A 17,018-nucleotide genomic window follows, 5' to 3' on the forward strand; every position below is an offset into this window, starting at 1 on the left:
GTGAGCGTCGCCCTGAATGACGTCGCCTGAAGAACGACAACGCCCAGAACAACAACAGCAACAGAATCAGCCCCGCTCGGAGAACAGCGTAACGATCACCTGCCGCAGCCACCGATTCCCCGGATCCGCCTCGAAACGCTTGCTCCAGTGCAGCGACACCGTGAAGTCGCGCAACGGAAACGGCGGCTCGACGATCGCGTAGCCGCCCTCCGCCGCGAAACCGCGTGCGATGTTGCGTGGCATCACCACCGCCAGGTCCGTCGCGCGCACGATCGCCGGCAACACCATGAAGTGCTCCGTCGTCAGCCGCAGGCGGTCTTCCAAGTTCAGCAGTTGCAGGATTCGCAGCGTGTCCGCGTGCGTGCGCACCGCCACGTAGTCCAGCTCCTGCAGCGCTTCCAGCAGCGCCTGCCCGCTGCGGCGGCGCTTCACGAACGGGTGGCCCTCGCGCAGCAGCACGATGTAGCGGTCCTTCAGCAACTGGGCACGCTGCGTGTCCTTCACGCGCGTGAGAAAACCGAAGGCGAAATCGACTCGGCCGTTGTCGAGCGAGGTGGCGATCTCGCCCTGCGCGAGCGGCATGGTCTCGACGCGCACACCCGGCGCCAGTTCGCGCAGCCGTGCCATCAGCGCCGGCAAAAAGCGCCCTTCGCCGATGTCGCTCATGTGAATGCGAAACAGCTTGCGCGAGGCCGCGGGGTCGAAGCGTTCGGGCTCGGCCAGGGCCTGCTGCAGCGTGGCCAGCGCCGACTGCACCGACACCGCCAGCCGCTCGGCCCGCGGCGTGGGGGCCACGCCGCCGGGCGCACGCGTGAAGAGCGCATCGCCCAGCAGCAGGCGCAGGCGCGTCAGTCCATGGCTGGCGGCGGGCTGCGTCAGGCCCAGGGCCTCCGCGGCTCGGCTCACGCTGCGGGCCCGGTAGACCGCATCGAACAGCCGCAGCAGGTTCAGGTCCACCTCGTCGATATGCACTGAATTCATATTGAATAGCTGGCTTATTTTATTGAAGTATGGCGGTGCGACGACCAAACTGCGAAACCCCTCAAAAAAACGAGACACGATGGAAGTTTCATTCAGCAAGGAAGTCGAGATGCTGCGTCTCGGCGCAGGCGATACCTTTCACGGCGAGGGCATCCTCGCGATCACCAAGGGCCTGCTGCAGTCGGGCGTGGCCTATGTGGGCGGCTACCAGGGGGCACCGGTGTCGCACCTGCTGGACGTGATGGTCCAGGGCAAGACCTACATGGACGAGCTCGGCGTGCACGTGGAGGCATGCTCCAACGAGGCCTCGGCCGCCGCGATGCTCGGCGCTTCCATCCACTACCCGCTGCGCGGCGCGGTCACCTGGAAATCCATCGTCGGCACCAACGTGGCGGCCGATGCGCTGTCCAACCTGTCGTCGCCGGGCGTCACCGGCGGCGTGCTGGTGGTGGTGGGCGAAGACTACGGCGAAGGCGCCAGCGTGATCCAGGAGCGCACGCACGCCTATGCGCTGAAGTCGAGCATGTGCCTGCTCGATCCGCGGCCCGACCTCGGCGTGATGGTGCGCATGGTGGAAGAAGGCTTCTGCCTGTCGGAAGCCTCGAACATGCCCTGCCTGATGGAACTGCGCATTCGCACCTGCCACGTGCGCGGCAGCTTCGAGTGCAAGGACAACGTGGCGCCCGCCGTGTCGACGCACGCGCTGATGACGGAGCCGGCCGGCTTCAACTACATGCGGCTGGCGCACCCGCCCGTGACCTTTCGCCACGAGAAGCTCAAGGGCGACGAGCGCATTCCGGCGGCGCGCCGCTACATCGTCGAGCACCAGCTGAACGAGCTGATTCCGGGCCGGCGCCACGCCGACCTGGGCATCGTGGTGCAGGGTGGGCTGTACAACGCGCTCATCCGCAGCCTGCAGCAGCAGGGCCTGGCCGACGCCTTCGGCGAGACGGACATTCCGATCCTGGTGCTCAACGTGACCTACCCGCTGGTGCCCGAGCAGGTGGCCGACTTCTGCATCGGCAAGCGCGCAGTGCTGGTGGTGGAAGAAGGCCAGCCGGAGTACATCGAGCAGGACATTGCGACGCTGCTGCGCCGGCGCGACATCCAGACGCCGCTGCACGGAAAAGACATGCTGCCTTCGGCCGGCGAATACGGCGTGGAGGTGCTGTCGGGCGGCATCGGCGCATTTGCCGCGAAGTACATCGAGGCCGGCGAAGCCTCGGCTTCCGCGCAGGCCTGGCTCTCGGGCAACCGCGAGCGCCGCGAAGCCGTGGCGCGCCGGCTCACCGCGCCGCTGCCCAACCGGCCACCGAGCTTCTGCGTCGGCTGCCCCGAGCGGCCGGTGTTCTCGGCGCTCAAGCTGGCGCAGCAGGAAACCGGGCCGGTGCACATCGCGGCCGACATCGGCTGCCATGCCTTCGGCACGTTCGAGCCGTTCTCGATGGGCCATTCGATCCTGGGCTACGGCATGAGCCTGGCGAGCCGCGCGGGCGTGGCGCCGATGATGAACCGCCGCACGCTGTCGATCATGGGCGACGGCGGCTTCTGGCACAACGGCCTGCTGACCGGCGTGCAGAGCGCGCTCTTCAACGACGACGACGCGGTGCTGCTGATCTTCAAGAACGGCTACACCTCGGCCACCGGCACGCAGGACATCATCTCCACGCCCGACGACGAGATGAAGGAGCGCGCGGTCGACAAGCAGCAGAGCCTGGTCGACAAGAACCAGACCATCGAGGCCACGCTCACAGGCCTGGGCGTGAAGTGGATGCGCACCGTGACCACCTACGACGTGGAGCGCATGCGCAAGACGCTGACCGAGGCACTTACCAGCGACTTCAACGGCCTGAAGGTGGTGATCGCCGAGGGCGAGTGCCAGCTGGAGCGGCAACGCCGCATCAAGCCCTGGATTGCCGGCCTGCTGCGCAAGGGCGAGCGCGTGGTGCGCGTGAAGTACGGCGTCGACGAAGACGTGTGCAACGGCGACCACGCCTGCATCCGCCTGTCGGGCTGCCCCACGCTCACGCTGAAGGACAACCCCGACCCGCTGAAGGTGGACCCGGTGGCGACGGTGATCGACGGCTGCGTGGGTTGCGGCCTGTGCGGCGCCAACGCCCATGCGGCCACGCTGTGCCCCAGCTTCTACCGGGCCGAGGTGGTACAGAACCCGAAGTGGCATGAGCGGCTGTTGCACGGCCTGCGCGGTGCGGTCGTGCGCGCGCTGCAACCGGCATGAAGGGCGACGCGAACATGGAAAACAACCGCCCCATCACCCTCCTCGTCTGCGCCCTTGGCGGCGAAGGCGGCGGCGTGCTCACCGAATGGCTGGTGGACATCGCGCGCCACGCCGGCTACGCCGCGCAGAGCACGTCGATTCCCGGCGTGGCGCAACGCACCGGCGCCACCACCTACTACATCGAGGTGTTCCCGGTGCCGCTCGCGCAACTGGGCGGCAGGCGCCCGGTGTTCAGCCTGAGCCCGGTGCCCGGCGCGCTCGACGCCATCGTGTCGTCGGAGCTGCTGGAAACGGCGCGCCAGATCGGCAACGGCATGAGCGCGCCGCTGCGCACGCTGGTCATCAGCTCGTCGGCGCGCATCTTCACGACGGCCGAGCGCATGGAGCCGGGCGATGGCCGCGCCGACGCGCAGCGCCTGCTCGACGTGGTCAAGGCCTTCAGCCGCGAGCACCACGTGTTCGACATGAACGCCATTGCGCGCGATACCGGCACGGTGGTCAGCGCGGTGATGCTCGGCGCCATTGCCGGCAGCGGCCTGTTCCCGTTTCCGCGCGAGGCCTACGAGCACGTGGTGCGCGGCGGCAATGCGAGCACGCCCGAAAAGCTCGGCAAGATGGCCGCGGCCAGCCTGCGCGGCTTTGCAGCCGCATTCGACGCAGTGAGTGCGCCGCGCGCACAGGCCGCCTTCGTCAGCAGCGTGCTGGCGAACGACACGCCCGACGCACCGCCGCCACCGCGCGCCCTGCCCGACGAACTGGCGCGGCGCTTTCCGCCCGCCGTGCACGACATGCTCACGCTCGGCCATGCGCGCGTGCTCGACTACCAGGACGCCGGCTATGCCGCGCTGTACGCGGAACGCCTGGGCCGCGTGCTCGATGCCGAGCGCGCCGCCGACCCGGCCGGCGCGCAGGGCTTTGCCGTCACGCGCGAAACCGCGCGCTGGCTCGCCCTGTGGATGGCCTTCGACGACATCGTGCGCGTGGCCGCACTGAAGGGCCGCGCCAGCCGCGCGCAGCGCGTGCGACAGGAAGTGCGCGCCACCGACGAAGACATCGTGAAGGTCTACGACCACTTCAAGCCCGGCGCGGCCGAGTTCGCCGCGCTGCTGCCGCCCGCGCTGTCGCGCCGCGTGACCGCCTGGGACCGCCGCCGGCAGGCGCGCGGCCTCTCGCCCTGGGCATTGCCGCTGAAGGTGGGCAGCCATTCGGTGATCGGCATGGCGTCGCTGCGGCTGCTGGCTTCGCTGCGCTGGCTGCGCCGCATCGGCAGCCGCTTTGTCGAAGAGCAGGCGCTGATCGAACGCTGGCTGGCGGCGGTGGAAGCCGGCACGCGTGAATCGTGGGCGCTGGGCCACGAGCTGGCGCTGTGCGGGCGCCTCATCAAGGGCTATGGCAGCACCAACGAACGCGGCAAGCACAACCTGCTGCACGTGATCGACGAACTTGCGGGGGGCACGAGCCAGCCGGCCGCGGCGCGGGCCACGGCCATCGCGGCGGTCCGGGGCGCAGCCCTGCTGGACGAAGGCGGCAAGGCACTCGACGCCGCGCTGGCGGCGCACGGCGCGGCACCGCGGCCGGTGCAGGCGCAGCCCATCCGCTGGATGAAGCGCCCTCCGTCGCTCAAGGTTTGAAAACAAGAAAGGAGACCCCCCGATGTTCCACCCCACCCTGCACTTGCGACGATGCCTTCCGTGGCTGGCGCTCGCCGCGCTGCTGGCCGCTCCCGCGCACGCCAGCACCTGGCCGTCCAAGCCCATCAAGGTGATCGTCAATTTTCCGGCCGGCGGCGCGGCCGACCAGATTGCGCGCGCCATCTCGCAGCCGCTGCAGGAGTCGCTGAAGCAGCCGGTGGTGATAGAGAACCGCGCCGGTGCCAACGGCAACGTCGGCGGTGAAGCCGTGGCGCGCGCACCGGCCGATGGCTACACCCTGCTGATGAGTTCGGGCGGCATGGTGTCGGTCAACCCGCACCTGTACGCGCGCATGAGCTTCGACCCGTCGAAAGACCTGGTGCCGGTGGCGGCTGCCGCGCGCGTGCTGGTGTTCCTGGTCACCAAGCCCTCGCTGCCGCCGGCGAACGTGCGCGAGTTCATCTCCTATGCAAAGGCCAACCCGGGCAAGCTGTCTTACGGCTCGCCGGGCAACGGCAGCTCGCCGCACCTGGCGGGAGAAATGTTCAAGACGCAGGCCGGCCTGTTCGCATTGCACGTGCCCTACCGCGGCGCGGCGCCCGCGCTGCAAGACCTGCTCGCGGGCCAGATCGACTACGCCTTCGACCCGGGCATTGCGCTGAACCAGGTGCGCGCGGGCAAGCTGCGCCTCCTGGCGGTGGGCAGCCCGCGCCGTTCGCCGCTGTTCCCCGATGTGCCGACGCTCGACGAAGCGGGCCTGCGCGGCTTCGATGCCGACACCGTGTTCGGCTTCTATGCGCCGGCGGACACGCCGCCGGACGTGGTGATGCAGCTCAACACGCAGATCAACCGCGCGCTGGCGCTGCCCGCGGTGCAGGAGCGCATCGCGTCGCTGGGTGGCGAGGCGCAACCGGGTTCGCCGGCCGCCTTCCAGCAGCGTGCGGCGGCCGACTCGCAGCGCTTCGGGGCGTTGATCCGCGAACGCAAGATCGTCGCGGACTGAGCGCCGGCCCGCACACGGAACACGGGATTCACCGATGCCCCTTCTCAATGTGGAAGACTACCGGCGCCGCGCGCGACGGGTGCTGCCGCGCCTGGTGTTCGACTATGTCGACGGCGGCGCCGAAGACGAGCGCTGCCTCCAGCGCAACCGCGACGCGTTCGAAAGCCTGCCGCTGATTCCGGAATGCCTGCGCGACACCAGCGCCATGGACATCGGCATCGAGCTCTTCGGCCGCCGCTGGCGCGCGCCTTTCGCCATTGCGCCGATCGGACTGGCCGGCCTCGTGCGGCCGGGTGCCGATGCGCTGATGGCCAGTGCCGCGCAGGCTGCGCGCGTGCCGTTCATTCTCTCGACCGCATCGAACACGCGCATCGAGGACGTGCGCGCCGCGGCGCCCAACGCCACGCTGTGGATGCAGCTCTATGTGATGAGCGACCGCGCCATTGCCGAACGCGTGGTGCGCCGCGCGCGCACGGCGGGCTTCGAGGCATTGGTGCTCACGGTCGACGTGCCCGTGAGCGGCCTGCGCGAGCGCGACCTGCGCCACGGCTTTCGCGTGCCCATGCATCTGACGCCCGGCACCCTGTTCGACATGGCACGACACCCGGCATGGCTGCTGCGGCTGGCGCGCGCCGGCATGCCTAAGTTCGCCAACCTGCTGCCCGACGACGACGGCGCACCGGTGTCGGCGCAGGCCCAGGCCGCATTGCTCTCGCGTGCGATGGACCGCACGCTCACCTGGGACAGCCTGGCGTGGCTGCGCAGGCTGTGGGACGGGCCGTTGCTCATCAAGGGTCTGCTGGGTGCGGAAGATGCACGGCGCGCGGTGCGCCATGGTGTCGACGGCATCGTGGTGTCGAACCACGGCGGACGCCAGCTCGATGCGGCACCCGCCGGCATCGCCGCCCTGCCGGCCATTGTCGATGCGGTCGGTGGCCGCATACCCGTCCTCATGGATGGGGGCATCCGGCGCGGCAGCGACATCGTGAAGGCGCTGTCACTCGGCGCACGGGCCGCGCTTGTCGGGCGCGCGCCGCTCTTCGGCGTGGCCTGCGACGGCGAGCAAGGCGCGCTCTCGGTGCTGCAGCTGCTGGCGCAGGAAACCGAACGCACCATGACATTGCTGGGAGCCACGCGCGTGCACGAACTCGGGCCGCACCACGTCGACCGGCCGGCAGCGCGTTCGCTCATCGAACAGGCTGCTGGCGCGCCACGAATCAAGGAAACCCCGCACGGGAAACCCTCCATTTACCCGGCACGCGCGACTGCCTAGGCTGACCGACCTCGACGATCCACACACAACAGCACGAAGAAGGAGACACATGCCAAGCACCCACCAACCCCGTCCCCGCGGCACGCGTTCGTCGCGCCAGCCGCATTCCTTGCGCACATCGCCTCTCGCGCTGCTGGCGGCCTGCGCCGCGCTCGTCGTGGGCACGCCCGCCGTGCAGGCACAAGACAAGCCCGTGCAGCTCAAGCTGTCGAGCTGGGTGCCGGCGCAGCATCCGCTCAACCCCGCGCTGCAGGCCTGGGCGGACGACATCAAGAAGGAGTCGAACGGCACGCTCACCGCCATCCTGTTTCCATCGGAGCAACTGGGCAAGGCCTTCGACCACTACGACATGGCGCGCGACGGCATCGCCGACTTCTCGTACGTCAACCCGGGCTACCAGCCGGGCCGCTTCCCCGTCATGGCGGGTGCGTCGCTGCCCTTCCTGTTCGCCAACGGCAAGGAAGGCTCGGCCGCCATCGATGCCTGGTACCGCAACTACGCGGCCAAGGAAATGAAGGACGTGAAGTACTGCTTCGCGTTCGTTCACGACCCCGGCACCTTCCACTCGCGCAAGAAGATCGTGGTGCCCACCGACGTCAAGGGCCTGAAGGTGCGGCCGGCCACCAGCACCGTGGGCCAGCTGATCACCTCGCTGGGCGGCACCAACGTGCAGGCCTCGGCGCCCGAGTCGCGCGACATGCTGGAGCGCGGCGTGGCCGACGCCATTACCTTTCCCTGGGGCTCCATCGGCCTGTTCGGCATCGACAAGGTGGTGAAGTACCACATGGATGCGCCGCTCTACGTCACGCCCTTCGTGTGGGTCATGAACAAGGGCAAGTACGACGCCATGTCGACCGCGCAGAAGAAAGTGATCGACGACCACTGCACCAGCGAATGGGCACAGAAGGTGGCCGCGCCGTGGGCCGACTTCGAGTTCGCGGGGCGCGCCAAGATCGCCGCGCAGGCAGGCCACGAGGTCTACAAGCTCGCGCCCGACCAGCTCGATGCATGGCGCAAGGCGGCGGCGCCTTCGGAAGCGCAATGGGCCGAGGCCGTGAAGAAAACGGGCGAAGACCCGAAGGCCGTGATGGACGCGCTGAAGGCGAGCCTCGCCAAATACAAGTCGGCACTCTGACACTCTGACACTCTGATTGCACACGCCCCGCCGAACGCGGGGCGTTTCACAAGAAAGACGGAGACACATGGCCAACCGGTCTGCAAGCTACATGGACCGCGCGATCAACACGATTGAATGGCTCGCTGCCATCTTCGTGGGCATCGTCGCGCTCAACATCTTCGCGGCCGTGGTGCTGCGCAAGTTCTTCGACACCTCGATCCCCGACGCCTACGACTTCGGCCGCATGCTGCTGGGCATCCTGATCTTCTGGGGCATCGCTGCCACCAGCTATCGCGGCGGCCACATCACGGTCGACCTGGTGTGGACCGCCGCGGGCCCGCGCATGAAGCGCGTCATCGACGTGTTCGCCACGCTGGTGCTGCTGTTCGTGGTGGCGGTGCAGACCGCCATGCTGTTCGACAAGGTGCGCGGCACCTACGTCGACAACGTGCAGACCTACGACCTGAACATTCCGACCTGGCCCTTCTATGCCGTGGCCTGGGCCGGCGACGTGTGCGCCGTATTGCTCATCGCCATTCGCACGTACCGGCTGATCTTTCACCCCGAGCAGCTTGAAGAAGTCCACGCTGAACAGAAAGCCGACGAATGAGCGCCGATGCCGTTGCAGTCCTGGGCTTTGTCGCCCTGTTCGTTCTCATGCTGTTGCGCGTGCCCGTCGGCATGGCGATGGGCCTCGTGGGCGTGACCGGCTACAGCTACCTCGTGGGCCCCGGGCCCGCGCTGAAGCTGGTCGGACAGACCTCCATGCGCACCGTGACCGACTACACCTTCGGCGTGATCCCGATGTTCATGCTGATGGGCGCGCTGGTGTCGGTGTCGGGCGTGAGCCGCGAGCTTTTCAAGGCCGCCAACTCGATGATCGGCCACCTGCGCGGTGGCCTGGGCGTGGCCACCGTGGTGGCCTGCGGCGGCTTCGCGGCCATCTGCGGATCGTCGGTGGCCACCGCCGCCACCTTCTCGGCCGTGGCGTACCCGGAGATGCGGCGCTTCAACTACCCGCAGTCGTTCTCGACCGGCGTCATTGCGGCGGGCGGCACGCTGGGCGCCATCCTGCCGCCATCGACCGTGCTCGCGGTGTACGCCATCCTCACGCAACAGGACATCGGCAAGCTCTTCATGGCCGGCATCGTGCCCGGCATCCTGGCGATGGCGATGTATGTGCTGACCATTGCCATCATCGTCAGGCTGCGGCCCGACTGGCTGCCCGGCGGCGAGGTCAAGCCCTGGTCGGAGCGCGTGAAGGACCTGAAGAACGTGTGGGCGCCGCTGGTGCTGTTCGTGTTCGTGATCGGAGGACTGTATGGCGGTTTCTTCACGCCGACCGAAGCCGGCGGGGTGGGTGCGAGCGGCGCCTTCATTCTCGGGCTGGTGCGGCGCAAGCTCGACGGCCCGAAGATCCGCGAGGCCCTGCTGTCGGCCACGCGCACCGCGGCGGCGGTGTTCACCGTGCTGATCGGCGCGCTGCTGTTCGGCTACTTCCTCACCATCACGCAGAGCCCGCAGAAGCTGACCGAATTTCTCACCAGCCTGGGCATCGGCCGCTACGGCGTGCTCGCGCTCATCATGCTGATGTACCTGGTGCTCGGCTGCCTGATGGACGCGATGGCCATGATCATCCTGACCGTGCCCATCATCTTCCCGGTGATCGTGCACCTGGGCTTCGACCCCATCTGGTTCGGCGTGATCATCGTCATGACCGTCGAGCTGGGGCTGATCCATCCACCGGTGGGAATGAACGTCTTCGTCATCAAAAGCGTGGTGAAGGACGTGAGCTTCACCACCATCTTCAAGGGCGTGCTGCCGTTCATCGTGACGGACATCGTGCGCCTGGTCATCCTGATCGCTTTCCCCGTCATTGCCTTGTGGCTGCCAACGAGAATGGGCTGATGAGCAGTATCAACAACAAAGAAGTCACCTACACCGCCCGCGTCGAGTTCGGCGACTGCGACCCCGCCGGCATTGTCTGGTTCCCCAATTTCTTCCGCTGGATCGACGCGGCCTCGCGGCACTTCTTTGCCGAATGCGGCGTGCCGCGCTGGGAAGAAACCGCCGAGACGCTCGGCGTGATCGGCACCCCGCTGGTCGACACGCACACGCGCTTCGTGAAGGCGGCAAGCTACGGCGACACGCTGAAGATCGCGGTGCGCATCACCGAATGGCGCGACAAGAGCTTCGTGCAGACCTACCGCGTGACGCGCGCAGACGAGCTGATTCTCGAGTGCGAAGAGGTCCGGATTTTTGCGGCGAAGCGGGAAGGCGGGGGCATTCGGGCGGTGGCGATCCCGGCGAGCATTCGCGCGCTTTGCGAGTAGGCGCTCCAGGCCCGGAGCGGCCCGGAACGACCGGAAACAGCGCCTAGCTGTCGGCGCGCAGCGGTGGCGGTGTGGACGCAACCACACCATCTACTGCCGTCGCCGCGGCAGCGCCCCGGGCGGCCTGCGCCGCGGGCCGGGCCGCCTCGGCCCATCGGTGGCCCACGCGCGTCATCGGCTTTTCGACCCAGCGGTACAAAAACTCCGAAAGAACGAGCGCCAGCGCAAAGTTGCCGACCAGTGCCAGGTGGCTGACCATCACGTTGGGAAACGCGGCCACGAAAAGGGTCCAGGCCACGTACTGGACGAGGTACAGCGAATACGAACGTCGGCCGATGAACCCCAGGAAGTTCATCGACAGGACGCGCCCGACGAAAGTCGGCGCAATCAGCCCCGGCAGCAGCAACGCGACCAGCACGACATAGATCGCGACCATCTGGTGCTCACCGATGCTGGCGGTCAGGCCCGAGGCCCTGCGGTGCACGAAGAACAGCGCAATGACGATGATGGCCGCTGCCGCATTGGTGCGGAGCCAGCGAAGCCATGCATAGGTCGAAGGCGAATGCATGACGATGGCCATCACCGAGCCAAGAAGAACGCCCAGGTAGTTCACCGGTGCGAACCACGCGAGATCGAGACGCCCCACCCACACCGCGGCCAGCACCGCCAGGCACACCGCGGCCACGGTGAAACGCGAGGCCATGGTGGCGCCGAACATGGCCAGCAGCACCGACCAGACGGCATAGTATTTCCACTCCACGCCCAGCGTCCACGTCATGCCGAAGGGAGAAAAATTGGCCAGCTCGTTCAGGAAGACGAGGTAGTAAGGCGTGGCCTGTTTCAGCTGTTCCCACCCCACGCCCTGCGCGGCGTAGTTCATGCCGAGCACGACGAGAAACACCAGGTAGTAGACGGGAAGCAGCCGGGTGGACCGGCGAATGTAGAACGCCTTCAACGACACCGAGCCGGTGGCGCTGCGCTCGCGCAGCAGCAAGGTGGTGATCAAGAAGCCGGACAGCACGAAGAAGGCATGCACCCCCAGCCAGCCCGCCCGGGTGATCCAGATGACGCCGCCGAAATGCGCGCCGAAAACAAGAAAGACCGAGATGGCTCGCAACCCATCGAGGGCCGGGAAGAACCTGGTGTTCAGAAAAGCCTGGTGCTCGGCGGTCGATCCAGCTGCGTGCATTCGTCTACGGTCTCGTGGATGCAAATCGACGCATTTTAGTCGCCGTCACTCTGGCACCGCCCCGGCCCGCAGCCTCGCGAGCAGGCCATCGACACCGTGGTCGATCAGGTCGAAGACTTCGACGAAGGCCTGCTGGCCGCCATACCAGGGGTCGGGCACGTCGCCTTCGATGCCGTCGGCGAACTCGGTGAACAGGTGCACCTTGCCGTCGGCGCCCTGCGGCGCAAGCCTGCGCAATGCGGCGCAGTGCTGGCGGGTCATGCCGACGATGAGGTCGAAGCGCTCGAAGTCGGCACTGCGAACCTGCCGTGCGCGGTGCGCGTGCATCTCGATGCCGCGCCGGCGCGCCTCGGCCACCGAGCGTGGGTCGGGCGGGTTGCCGCGCTCTTCGTCCGAGATGGCGGCGCTGTCGACATCGACCTCGAAGCCGGCGGCGCGGGCCTTGTGCATCAGCAACAGATGGGCCGTGGGAGACCGGCAGATGTTGCCGGTGCAGACGAACAGGACCGCAGGTTTCTTCATCCGTGCATTGTCGGCGCACGGCATTCGCCTGACCCGGCGCTGACCGTTTTACCGATGGCTCGCGCACCTGTTGGACAACACCGACGCCCATGCGGAAATGCGCTGCGCAGGGTTGACGCTGCTTATGCCGCGGTGCAACAATCCCGCATCTTTATTTCGGAGCCCCGTGCGTGGACAGTGCCAGTTGGATCAGTGACAAGACGCGTGCCTCGGCAGGCGTGACACCCCCGGCTCTCTAGCGCAGGCTTCGCTCGCGCTGTGCGGCCGTCGTGCACGCAGCGTGACCCCCTTGCCTTCCGGCAAGCGGTTCTCCCCCTTCCGATTCCCGTCGTTCTCGTCGCTGGCTTTTTCAGTCGACTTGCGTGTGTCCGTGCACGAGGCCCTTCATCGCGAAGGAGCCTTGTCATGCGCCAATCTCAACTTCGTCAGCCGCAGCAGCAACACCTGCAACAGCCGATGCAGCCCGCCGTTCGCCAGCCGGCGCACGTGCCTGCGCGCGCGGCCACGGCGCAAGACGCGGAGAACGAAACGCTGGACCGGGCCGCCGCGCTCTGGACCACGCGCCGCATCCGCAGCTTCTTTCTGCTGCTGGAACAGCCGGCGGTTCGCACGGCACAACGCTGACGCGCCCCCAACACCGCGGCACAGCACAAGACAACAGAACGCATCGCAAGGAGGCCACCATGGACCCGGACCCTCTCAGGCGCCCTAGCGCGCCCCTTCCATTGAATCGAACGAATGCATCCACAACGCAGCGCGCCGTGCTGCGAAGGCTTCCTGCCGGCTGATTGAAGCGGGAGGTTCCTTCCTTCGCGGCCCGCACCCGAAGGAGAACCTCTCATGACCCGCGAACGCCTGCGGCGTGCCGTCGTGCGAACGGCCACGGCCCGTCGCCTCACCGCACCCCGCCTCTACCCCCTCCGTCCATTGCCACGCCTTGTGCGCGTGCGCACGGCGCTCTCCAGCGCGTCGGCCTGGGCGGCATACCTCTGCGGCCTCGCGGCAACGCAGACGCATGCCGCCGGCGGACACCATTCGGTGGACGACGCCGCGATCCTCGATCCGGGCCAATGCCAGGTCGAGACCTGGACCGACTGGCATGTCCGCAGCGCACAAGGCCTGCTCCATATCGGCCCGGCATGCCGCGTGGGCCCGGTCGAACTCGGCCTGAACCTCGAGCGCGAACACGGCAGCAGCAGCAGCAGCGAAAGGCGCACCGTTCGCGCCGGCCCGCAAATCAAGTGGGCCTTTGCCATCAACGACAGCCTGAGCGCCGGCGTGCTCGCATCGGCCAACTGGCAAAGCACCACGCCGCATGAAGGGCACGCCACGTCGCTGCGCTTTGCCAGCAGCAGCGTGGTGATTCCCGTGACCTGGCAGATCGACGACAACTGGCGCGCGCACCTGAACCTGGGCCACGATTTCCACCGCGCACAGCCCAGCACCAGCCACTCGGGTGCGGCGCTGGAATGGAGCGCGCTGCCCACCGTCTCGTTCGTTGCCGAGCGCTTTCGCGAAAGCAACAACAACGCCTGGCGCGCCGGCGTGCGCTGGACGCCGGTGCAGGCGCTGAGCATCGACCTGAGCCGCGCGCAAGGCCTTCGCGCCGATGCGCCCGCGTGGTGGACGCTGGGCTTTACCTGGGTCTTCGCGCGCTGACCCGATTCACCTTCAAGAAGAAAGAGAACACAAAATGAAGAACGTCCTGAAGTCCTTTTTCGAGAGCTTCCTGCGCAGCCGCCACATGCTGCATCACTTCGAGCGCTGGCAGACGCTGCTGGGCTCGAAGCCTGCGGGCATTGCGTCGGCCAACATGCCGCCCGACATCGCCAAGGCGCTGGCCACCGCATCGCGCACCGATGCAGGCGAGATGCTCGTCAAGCTCAACAGCTCGCCGCAAGGCCTGAGCGAAGGCCACGCACAGGTGCTGCGCAAGCGCCTGGGCAGCAACGAGGTTCGCCACGAGCAGCCGCTGCCGTGGTGGCAGCACCTGTGGCAGTGCTACCGCAATCCGTTCAACCTGCTGCTGACGGTGCTGGCGCTGATCTCGTACGTGACCGAAGACATGAAGGCCACGCTGGTGATCGGCAGCATGGTGGTGCTGTCGACGGTGCTGCGCTTCCTGCAGGAGTCGCGCTCCAACAAGGCGGCCGACCGGCTCAAGGCCATGGTGAGCAACACATCGACCGTGCTGCGTCCCGCGCCGGGCCACAAGGCCGGTGCCGCCGGCGACGAGGGCTTCGATGCCACGCACGCCGGCACCGTGCGCGTCGAGGTGCCGATGCGCGACCTGGTGCCCGGCGAAGTGATCGCGCTGTCGGCCGGCGACATGATTCCCGCCGACTGTCGGCTGCTCACCGCCAAGGACCTGTTCATCAGCCAGTCCGCGCTGACGGGCGAGGCCATGCCAGTCGAGAAGTTCGTGACGGACCGGGGCGAGCGCACGTCCGGCGTGCTCGAGCGCGAGAACCTGCTCTTCATGGGCACCAACGTGATCAGCGGCACCGCCACCGCGCTCATCGTGCACACCGGCGACCGCACCTTCTTCGGTGCACTGGCCCAGCGCGTGACGGCCACCGACCGTGGCACCAGCGCCTTCCAGGCCGGCATCAACCGCGTGAGCTGGGTGCTGATCCGCTTCATGCTGGTGATGGCGCCTCTGGTGCTGGTGATCAACGGCGTGGCCAAGGGCGACTGGTGGGAAGCCGCGCTGTTCGCGCTGTCGATCGCGGTGGGCCTCACGCCCGAGATGCTGCCGATGATCGTGACCGCCACGCTGGCCAAGGGCGCCGTGGTGATGTCGCGCAAGAAGGTGATCGTGAAGCGGCTCGAAGCCATTCACAACTTCGGCGCCATGGACGTGCTGTGCACCGACAAGACCGGCACGCTGACGCAGGACCGCATCGTGCTCGAACGCCACACCAACGCCTGGGGCGAAGCCTCCGACCACGTGCTGCAGTTTGCCTACCTCAACAGCTTTCACCAGACGGGCCTGAAGAACCTGCTCGACAAGGCCGTGCTGAGCCATGCCGAAATGCAGCTGGAGACGCGGCTGCAGACGGCCTACCGCAAGATCGACGAAGTGCCCTTCGACTTCTCGCGCCGCCGCATGTCGGTGGTGGTGGCGAACGGTGGCAACGAGCACCTGCTGATCTGCAAGGGCGCGCTGGAAGAAATCCTGTCGGTGTGCACGTCGGTCGAGCGTGGCGCCGAAGTGCTGGCGCTCGATGCCGAGGTGCTGGCGCGCATCCATCGCGTTGCCTCGGAGCTGAACGCACAGGGCCTGCGCGTGGTGGCGGTGGCCAGCCGTTCGCTGAAGGCCGATGCGCAAAAGCAGGCCTACAGCGTGGCCGACGAATCGGGGCTCACGCTGCTGGGGTATGTCGCCTTTCTCGATCCACCGAAGGAATCGACCGCGCCCGCGTTGCGTGCGCTGGCCGACCATGGCGTGGCGGTGAAGGTGCTGACCGGCGACAACGAGCTGGTAACGCGCAAGGTCTGCGGCGACGTGGGCATCGCGGTCGGCCACATCGTGCTGGGCCGCGAGATCGAAGACCTGAACGACGGCGACCTGCGCAAGCTGGTCGAGCGGCACCAGGTGTTCGCCAAGCTGACGCCGGCGCACAAGGAGCGCATCGTGCACGCGCTGCATGCCAACGGGCACGTGGTGGGCTTCATGGGCGACGGCATCAACGATGCGCCGGCATTGCGCGCCGCGGACATCGGCATCTCGGTGGACGGTGCGGTGGACGTGGCGAAGGAATCGGCGGACATCATCCTGCTGGAAAAAAGCCTGATGGTGCTGGAGCAAGGCGTGATCGAGGGCCGCCGCACTTTCGCCAACATGCTGAAGTACATCAAGCTGACGGCCAGCTCGAATTTCGGCAACGTGTTCTCGGTGTTGGTGGCGAGCGCGTTTCTTCCGTTCCTGCCGATGCTGCCGCTGCACCTGCTGGTTCAGAACCTGCTGTACGACGTGTCGCAGATCGCGATTCCGTTCGACAACGTGGACGAGGAATTCCTGAAGAGCCCGCAGCGCTGGAACCCGGCGGACCTGGGCCGATTCATGGTGTTCTTCGGGCCGCTGAGCTCGGTGTTCGACATCCTGACGTACACGGTGATGTGGTTCGTGTTCGCGGCCAACACGGTGGAGCACCAGACGCTGTTCCAGTCGGGCTGGTTCATCGAAGGCCTGCTGTCGCAAACGCTGATCGTGCACCTGATCCGCACGCGCAAGATCCCGTTCCTGCAAAGCCGCGCGGCATGGCCGTTGCTGGCAATGGGAGCCGCGATTGCGGCGGTGGGAATCTGGCTTCCAATGGGTCCGCTGGCGCACTATTTCAAGCTGCAGGCATTGCCGCTGGCGTACTTCCCGTGGCTGGTGCTGATGCTGGTGGGCTATGCGGTGCTGACGCAGACGGTGAAGGGCTGGTACGCACGGCGCTACGGCTGGCAGTGAGCTGACTGTTTTCTCGCTTCGGTCTCCGGGTACTTTTGTGCTCGGAGACTTTTGTTGTTCAACGGTTTTGTTGCGCTGCTGTTCGGGCGCGGGGTCATTCGGGGCGCGTGCGACTGACACCGGGTACTTCCCTCCGCGAATGTCCCCCGCTTCGCTCCTCCTTTATTTCGCTGCGCGGAGCACCCGATGCCAGTCGCACGAGGGCGCTGCTCTCGCATTGGCCGATCAACGACCGCTCTGAAGGCGCTCGCGCCGATGGTGTGCTCTGCGC

Annotated in this window: 14 protein-coding genes; 11 read left to right on the plus strand and 3 right to left on the minus strand. The window is 67.2% G+C overall.

What is annotated here, in order from left to right; all coding sequences use genetic code 11:
* Positions 1–66: 66 nt before the first annotated feature.
* Complete coding sequence (locus DBV14_RS11860; RefSeq protein WP_124459391.1) at positions 67–981, minus strand: LysR family transcriptional regulator; 915 nt, start codon at positions 979–981, stop codon at positions 67–69.
* Between the two features lie 79 nt (positions 982–1,060).
* Between DBV14_RS11860 and DBV14_RS11865 the strand changes: the two genes are divergently transcribed.
* From DBV14_RS11865 to DBV14_RS11900, 8 genes are all read left to right on the plus strand, one after another.
* Positions 1,061–3,220: an indolepyruvate ferredoxin oxidoreductase subunit alpha gene (locus tag DBV14_RS11865; RefSeq protein WP_124459392.1), complete on the plus strand. Its 2,160-nt coding sequence runs from the start codon at positions 1,061–1,063 to the stop codon at positions 3,218–3,220.
* Between the two features lie 14 nt (positions 3,221–3,234).
* A complete protein-coding gene (locus tag DBV14_RS11870; RefSeq protein ID WP_124459393.1) occupies positions 3,235–4,851 on the plus strand; it encodes an indolepyruvate oxidoreductase subunit beta family protein in 1,617 nt (538 codons plus the stop codon).
* Between the two features lie 22 nt (positions 4,852–4,873).
* Positions 4,874–5,854, plus strand: coding sequence for a tripartite tricarboxylate transporter substrate binding protein (locus tag DBV14_RS11875; protein ID WP_124459394.1), 981 nt, complete (start codon positions 4,874–4,876; stop codon positions 5,852–5,854).
* 34 nt (positions 5,855–5,888) lie between these two features.
* Entirely contained in the window at positions 5,889–7,127 is a 1,239-nt protein-coding gene (locus DBV14_RS11880; protein WP_124459395.1) for an alpha-hydroxy acid oxidase, read from the plus strand.
* A gap of 49 nt (positions 7,128–7,176) precedes the next feature.
* Entirely contained in the window at positions 7,177–8,262 is a 1,086-nt protein-coding gene (locus tag DBV14_RS11885) for a TRAP transporter substrate-binding protein (RefSeq protein ID WP_260396999.1), read from the plus strand.
* A gap of 67 nt (positions 8,263–8,329) precedes the next feature.
* On the plus strand, positions 8,330–8,854 hold the full coding sequence (locus tag DBV14_RS11890) for a TRAP transporter small permease (RefSeq protein ID WP_260397000.1): 525 nt from the start codon (positions 8,330–8,332) through the stop codon (positions 8,852–8,854).
* A complete protein-coding gene (locus tag DBV14_RS11895; protein WP_124459396.1) occupies positions 8,851–10,152 on the plus strand; it encodes a TRAP transporter large permease in 1,302 nt (433 codons plus the stop codon). The genes DBV14_RS11890 and DBV14_RS11895 overlap by 4 nt, the downstream gene beginning before the upstream one ends.
* Positions 10,152–10,577, plus strand: a complete 426-nt coding sequence (locus DBV14_RS11900; protein ID WP_124459397.1) for a thioesterase family protein — start codon at positions 10,152–10,154, stop codon at positions 10,575–10,577. Before DBV14_RS11895 ends, DBV14_RS11900 begins: the two co-directional genes overlap by 1 nt.
* Before the next feature lie 43 nt (positions 10,578–10,620).
* Here the strand turns inward: DBV14_RS11900 and DBV14_RS11905 are convergent, their stop codons facing one another.
* Complete coding sequence (locus DBV14_RS11905; RefSeq protein ID WP_124459398.1) at positions 10,621–11,766, minus strand: acyltransferase; 1,146 nt, start codon at positions 11,764–11,766, stop codon at positions 10,621–10,623.
* A gap of 45 nt (positions 11,767–11,811) precedes the next feature.
* Positions 11,812–12,288: a low molecular weight protein-tyrosine-phosphatase gene (locus DBV14_RS11910; RefSeq protein ID WP_124459399.1), complete on the minus strand. Its 477-nt coding sequence runs from the start codon at positions 12,286–12,288 to the stop codon at positions 11,812–11,814.
* Positions 12,289–12,693: 405 nt separating this feature from the next.
* Between DBV14_RS11910 and DBV14_RS11915 the strand changes: the two genes are divergently transcribed.
* From DBV14_RS11915 to mgtA, 3 genes are all read left to right on the plus strand, one after another.
* On the plus strand, positions 12,694–12,912 hold the full coding sequence (locus DBV14_RS11915) for a hypothetical protein (protein ID WP_124459400.1): 219 nt from the start codon (positions 12,694–12,696) through the stop codon (positions 12,910–12,912).
* A 216-nt stretch (positions 12,913–13,128) separates the two neighbouring features.
* Entirely contained in the window at positions 13,129–13,947 is an 819-nt protein-coding gene (locus tag DBV14_RS11920; RefSeq protein ID WP_124459401.1) for a transporter, read from the plus strand.
* 34 nt (positions 13,948–13,981) lie between these two features.
* Entirely contained in the window at positions 13,982–16,747 is a 2,766-nt protein-coding gene (gene mgtA, locus DBV14_RS11925; RefSeq protein WP_124459402.1) for a magnesium-translocating P-type ATPase, read from the plus strand.
* Positions 16,748–17,018 lie beyond the last annotated feature (271 nt).

Origin of the sequence: Variovorax sp. KBW07 (assembly GCF_003852515.1) — a bacterium.
GTDB lineage: Bacteria > Pseudomonadota > Gammaproteobacteria > Burkholderiales > Burkholderiaceae_C > Variovorax.

Coding starts and splice junctions, on each gene's coding strand:
- DBV14_RS11860 (WP_124459391.1), bottom strand. CDS start 981: ATGAATTCAGTGCATATCGACGAGGTGGACCTGAACCTGCTGCGGCTG.
- DBV14_RS11865 (WP_124459392.1), top strand. CDS start 1,061: ATGGAAGTTTCATTCAGCAAGGAAGTCGAGATGCTGCGTCTCGGCGCA.
- DBV14_RS11870 (WP_124459393.1), top strand. CDS start 3,235: ATGGAAAACAACCGCCCCATCACCCTCCTCGTCTGCGCCCTTGGCGGC.
- DBV14_RS11875 (WP_124459394.1), top strand. CDS start 4,874: ATGTTCCACCCCACCCTGCACTTGCGACGATGCCTTCCGTGGCTGGCG.
- DBV14_RS11880 (WP_124459395.1), top strand. CDS start 5,889: ATGCCCCTTCTCAATGTGGAAGACTACCGGCGCCGCGCGCGACGGGTG.
- DBV14_RS11885 (WP_260396999.1), top strand. CDS start 7,177: ATGCCAAGCACCCACCAACCCCGTCCCCGCGGCACGCGTTCGTCGCGC.
- DBV14_RS11890 (WP_260397000.1), top strand. CDS start 8,330: ATGGCCAACCGGTCTGCAAGCTACATGGACCGCGCGATCAACACGATT.
- DBV14_RS11895 (WP_124459396.1), top strand. CDS start 8,851: ATGAGCGCCGATGCCGTTGCAGTCCTGGGCTTTGTCGCCCTGTTCGTT.
- DBV14_RS11900 (WP_124459397.1), top strand. CDS start 10,152: ATGAGCAGTATCAACAACAAAGAAGTCACCTACACCGCCCGCGTCGAG.
- DBV14_RS11905 (WP_124459398.1), bottom strand. CDS start 11,766: ATGCACGCAGCTGGATCGACCGCCGAGCACCAGGCTTTTCTGAACACC.
- DBV14_RS11910 (WP_124459399.1), bottom strand. CDS start 12,288: ATGAAGAAACCTGCGGTCCTGTTCGTCTGCACCGGCAACATCTGCCGG.
- DBV14_RS11915 (WP_124459400.1), top strand. CDS start 12,694: ATGCGCCAATCTCAACTTCGTCAGCCGCAGCAGCAACACCTGCAACAG.
- DBV14_RS11920 (WP_124459401.1), top strand. CDS start 13,129: ATGACCCGCGAACGCCTGCGGCGTGCCGTCGTGCGAACGGCCACGGCC.
- mgtA (WP_124459402.1), top strand. CDS start 13,982: ATGAAGAACGTCCTGAAGTCCTTTTTCGAGAGCTTCCTGCGCAGCCGC.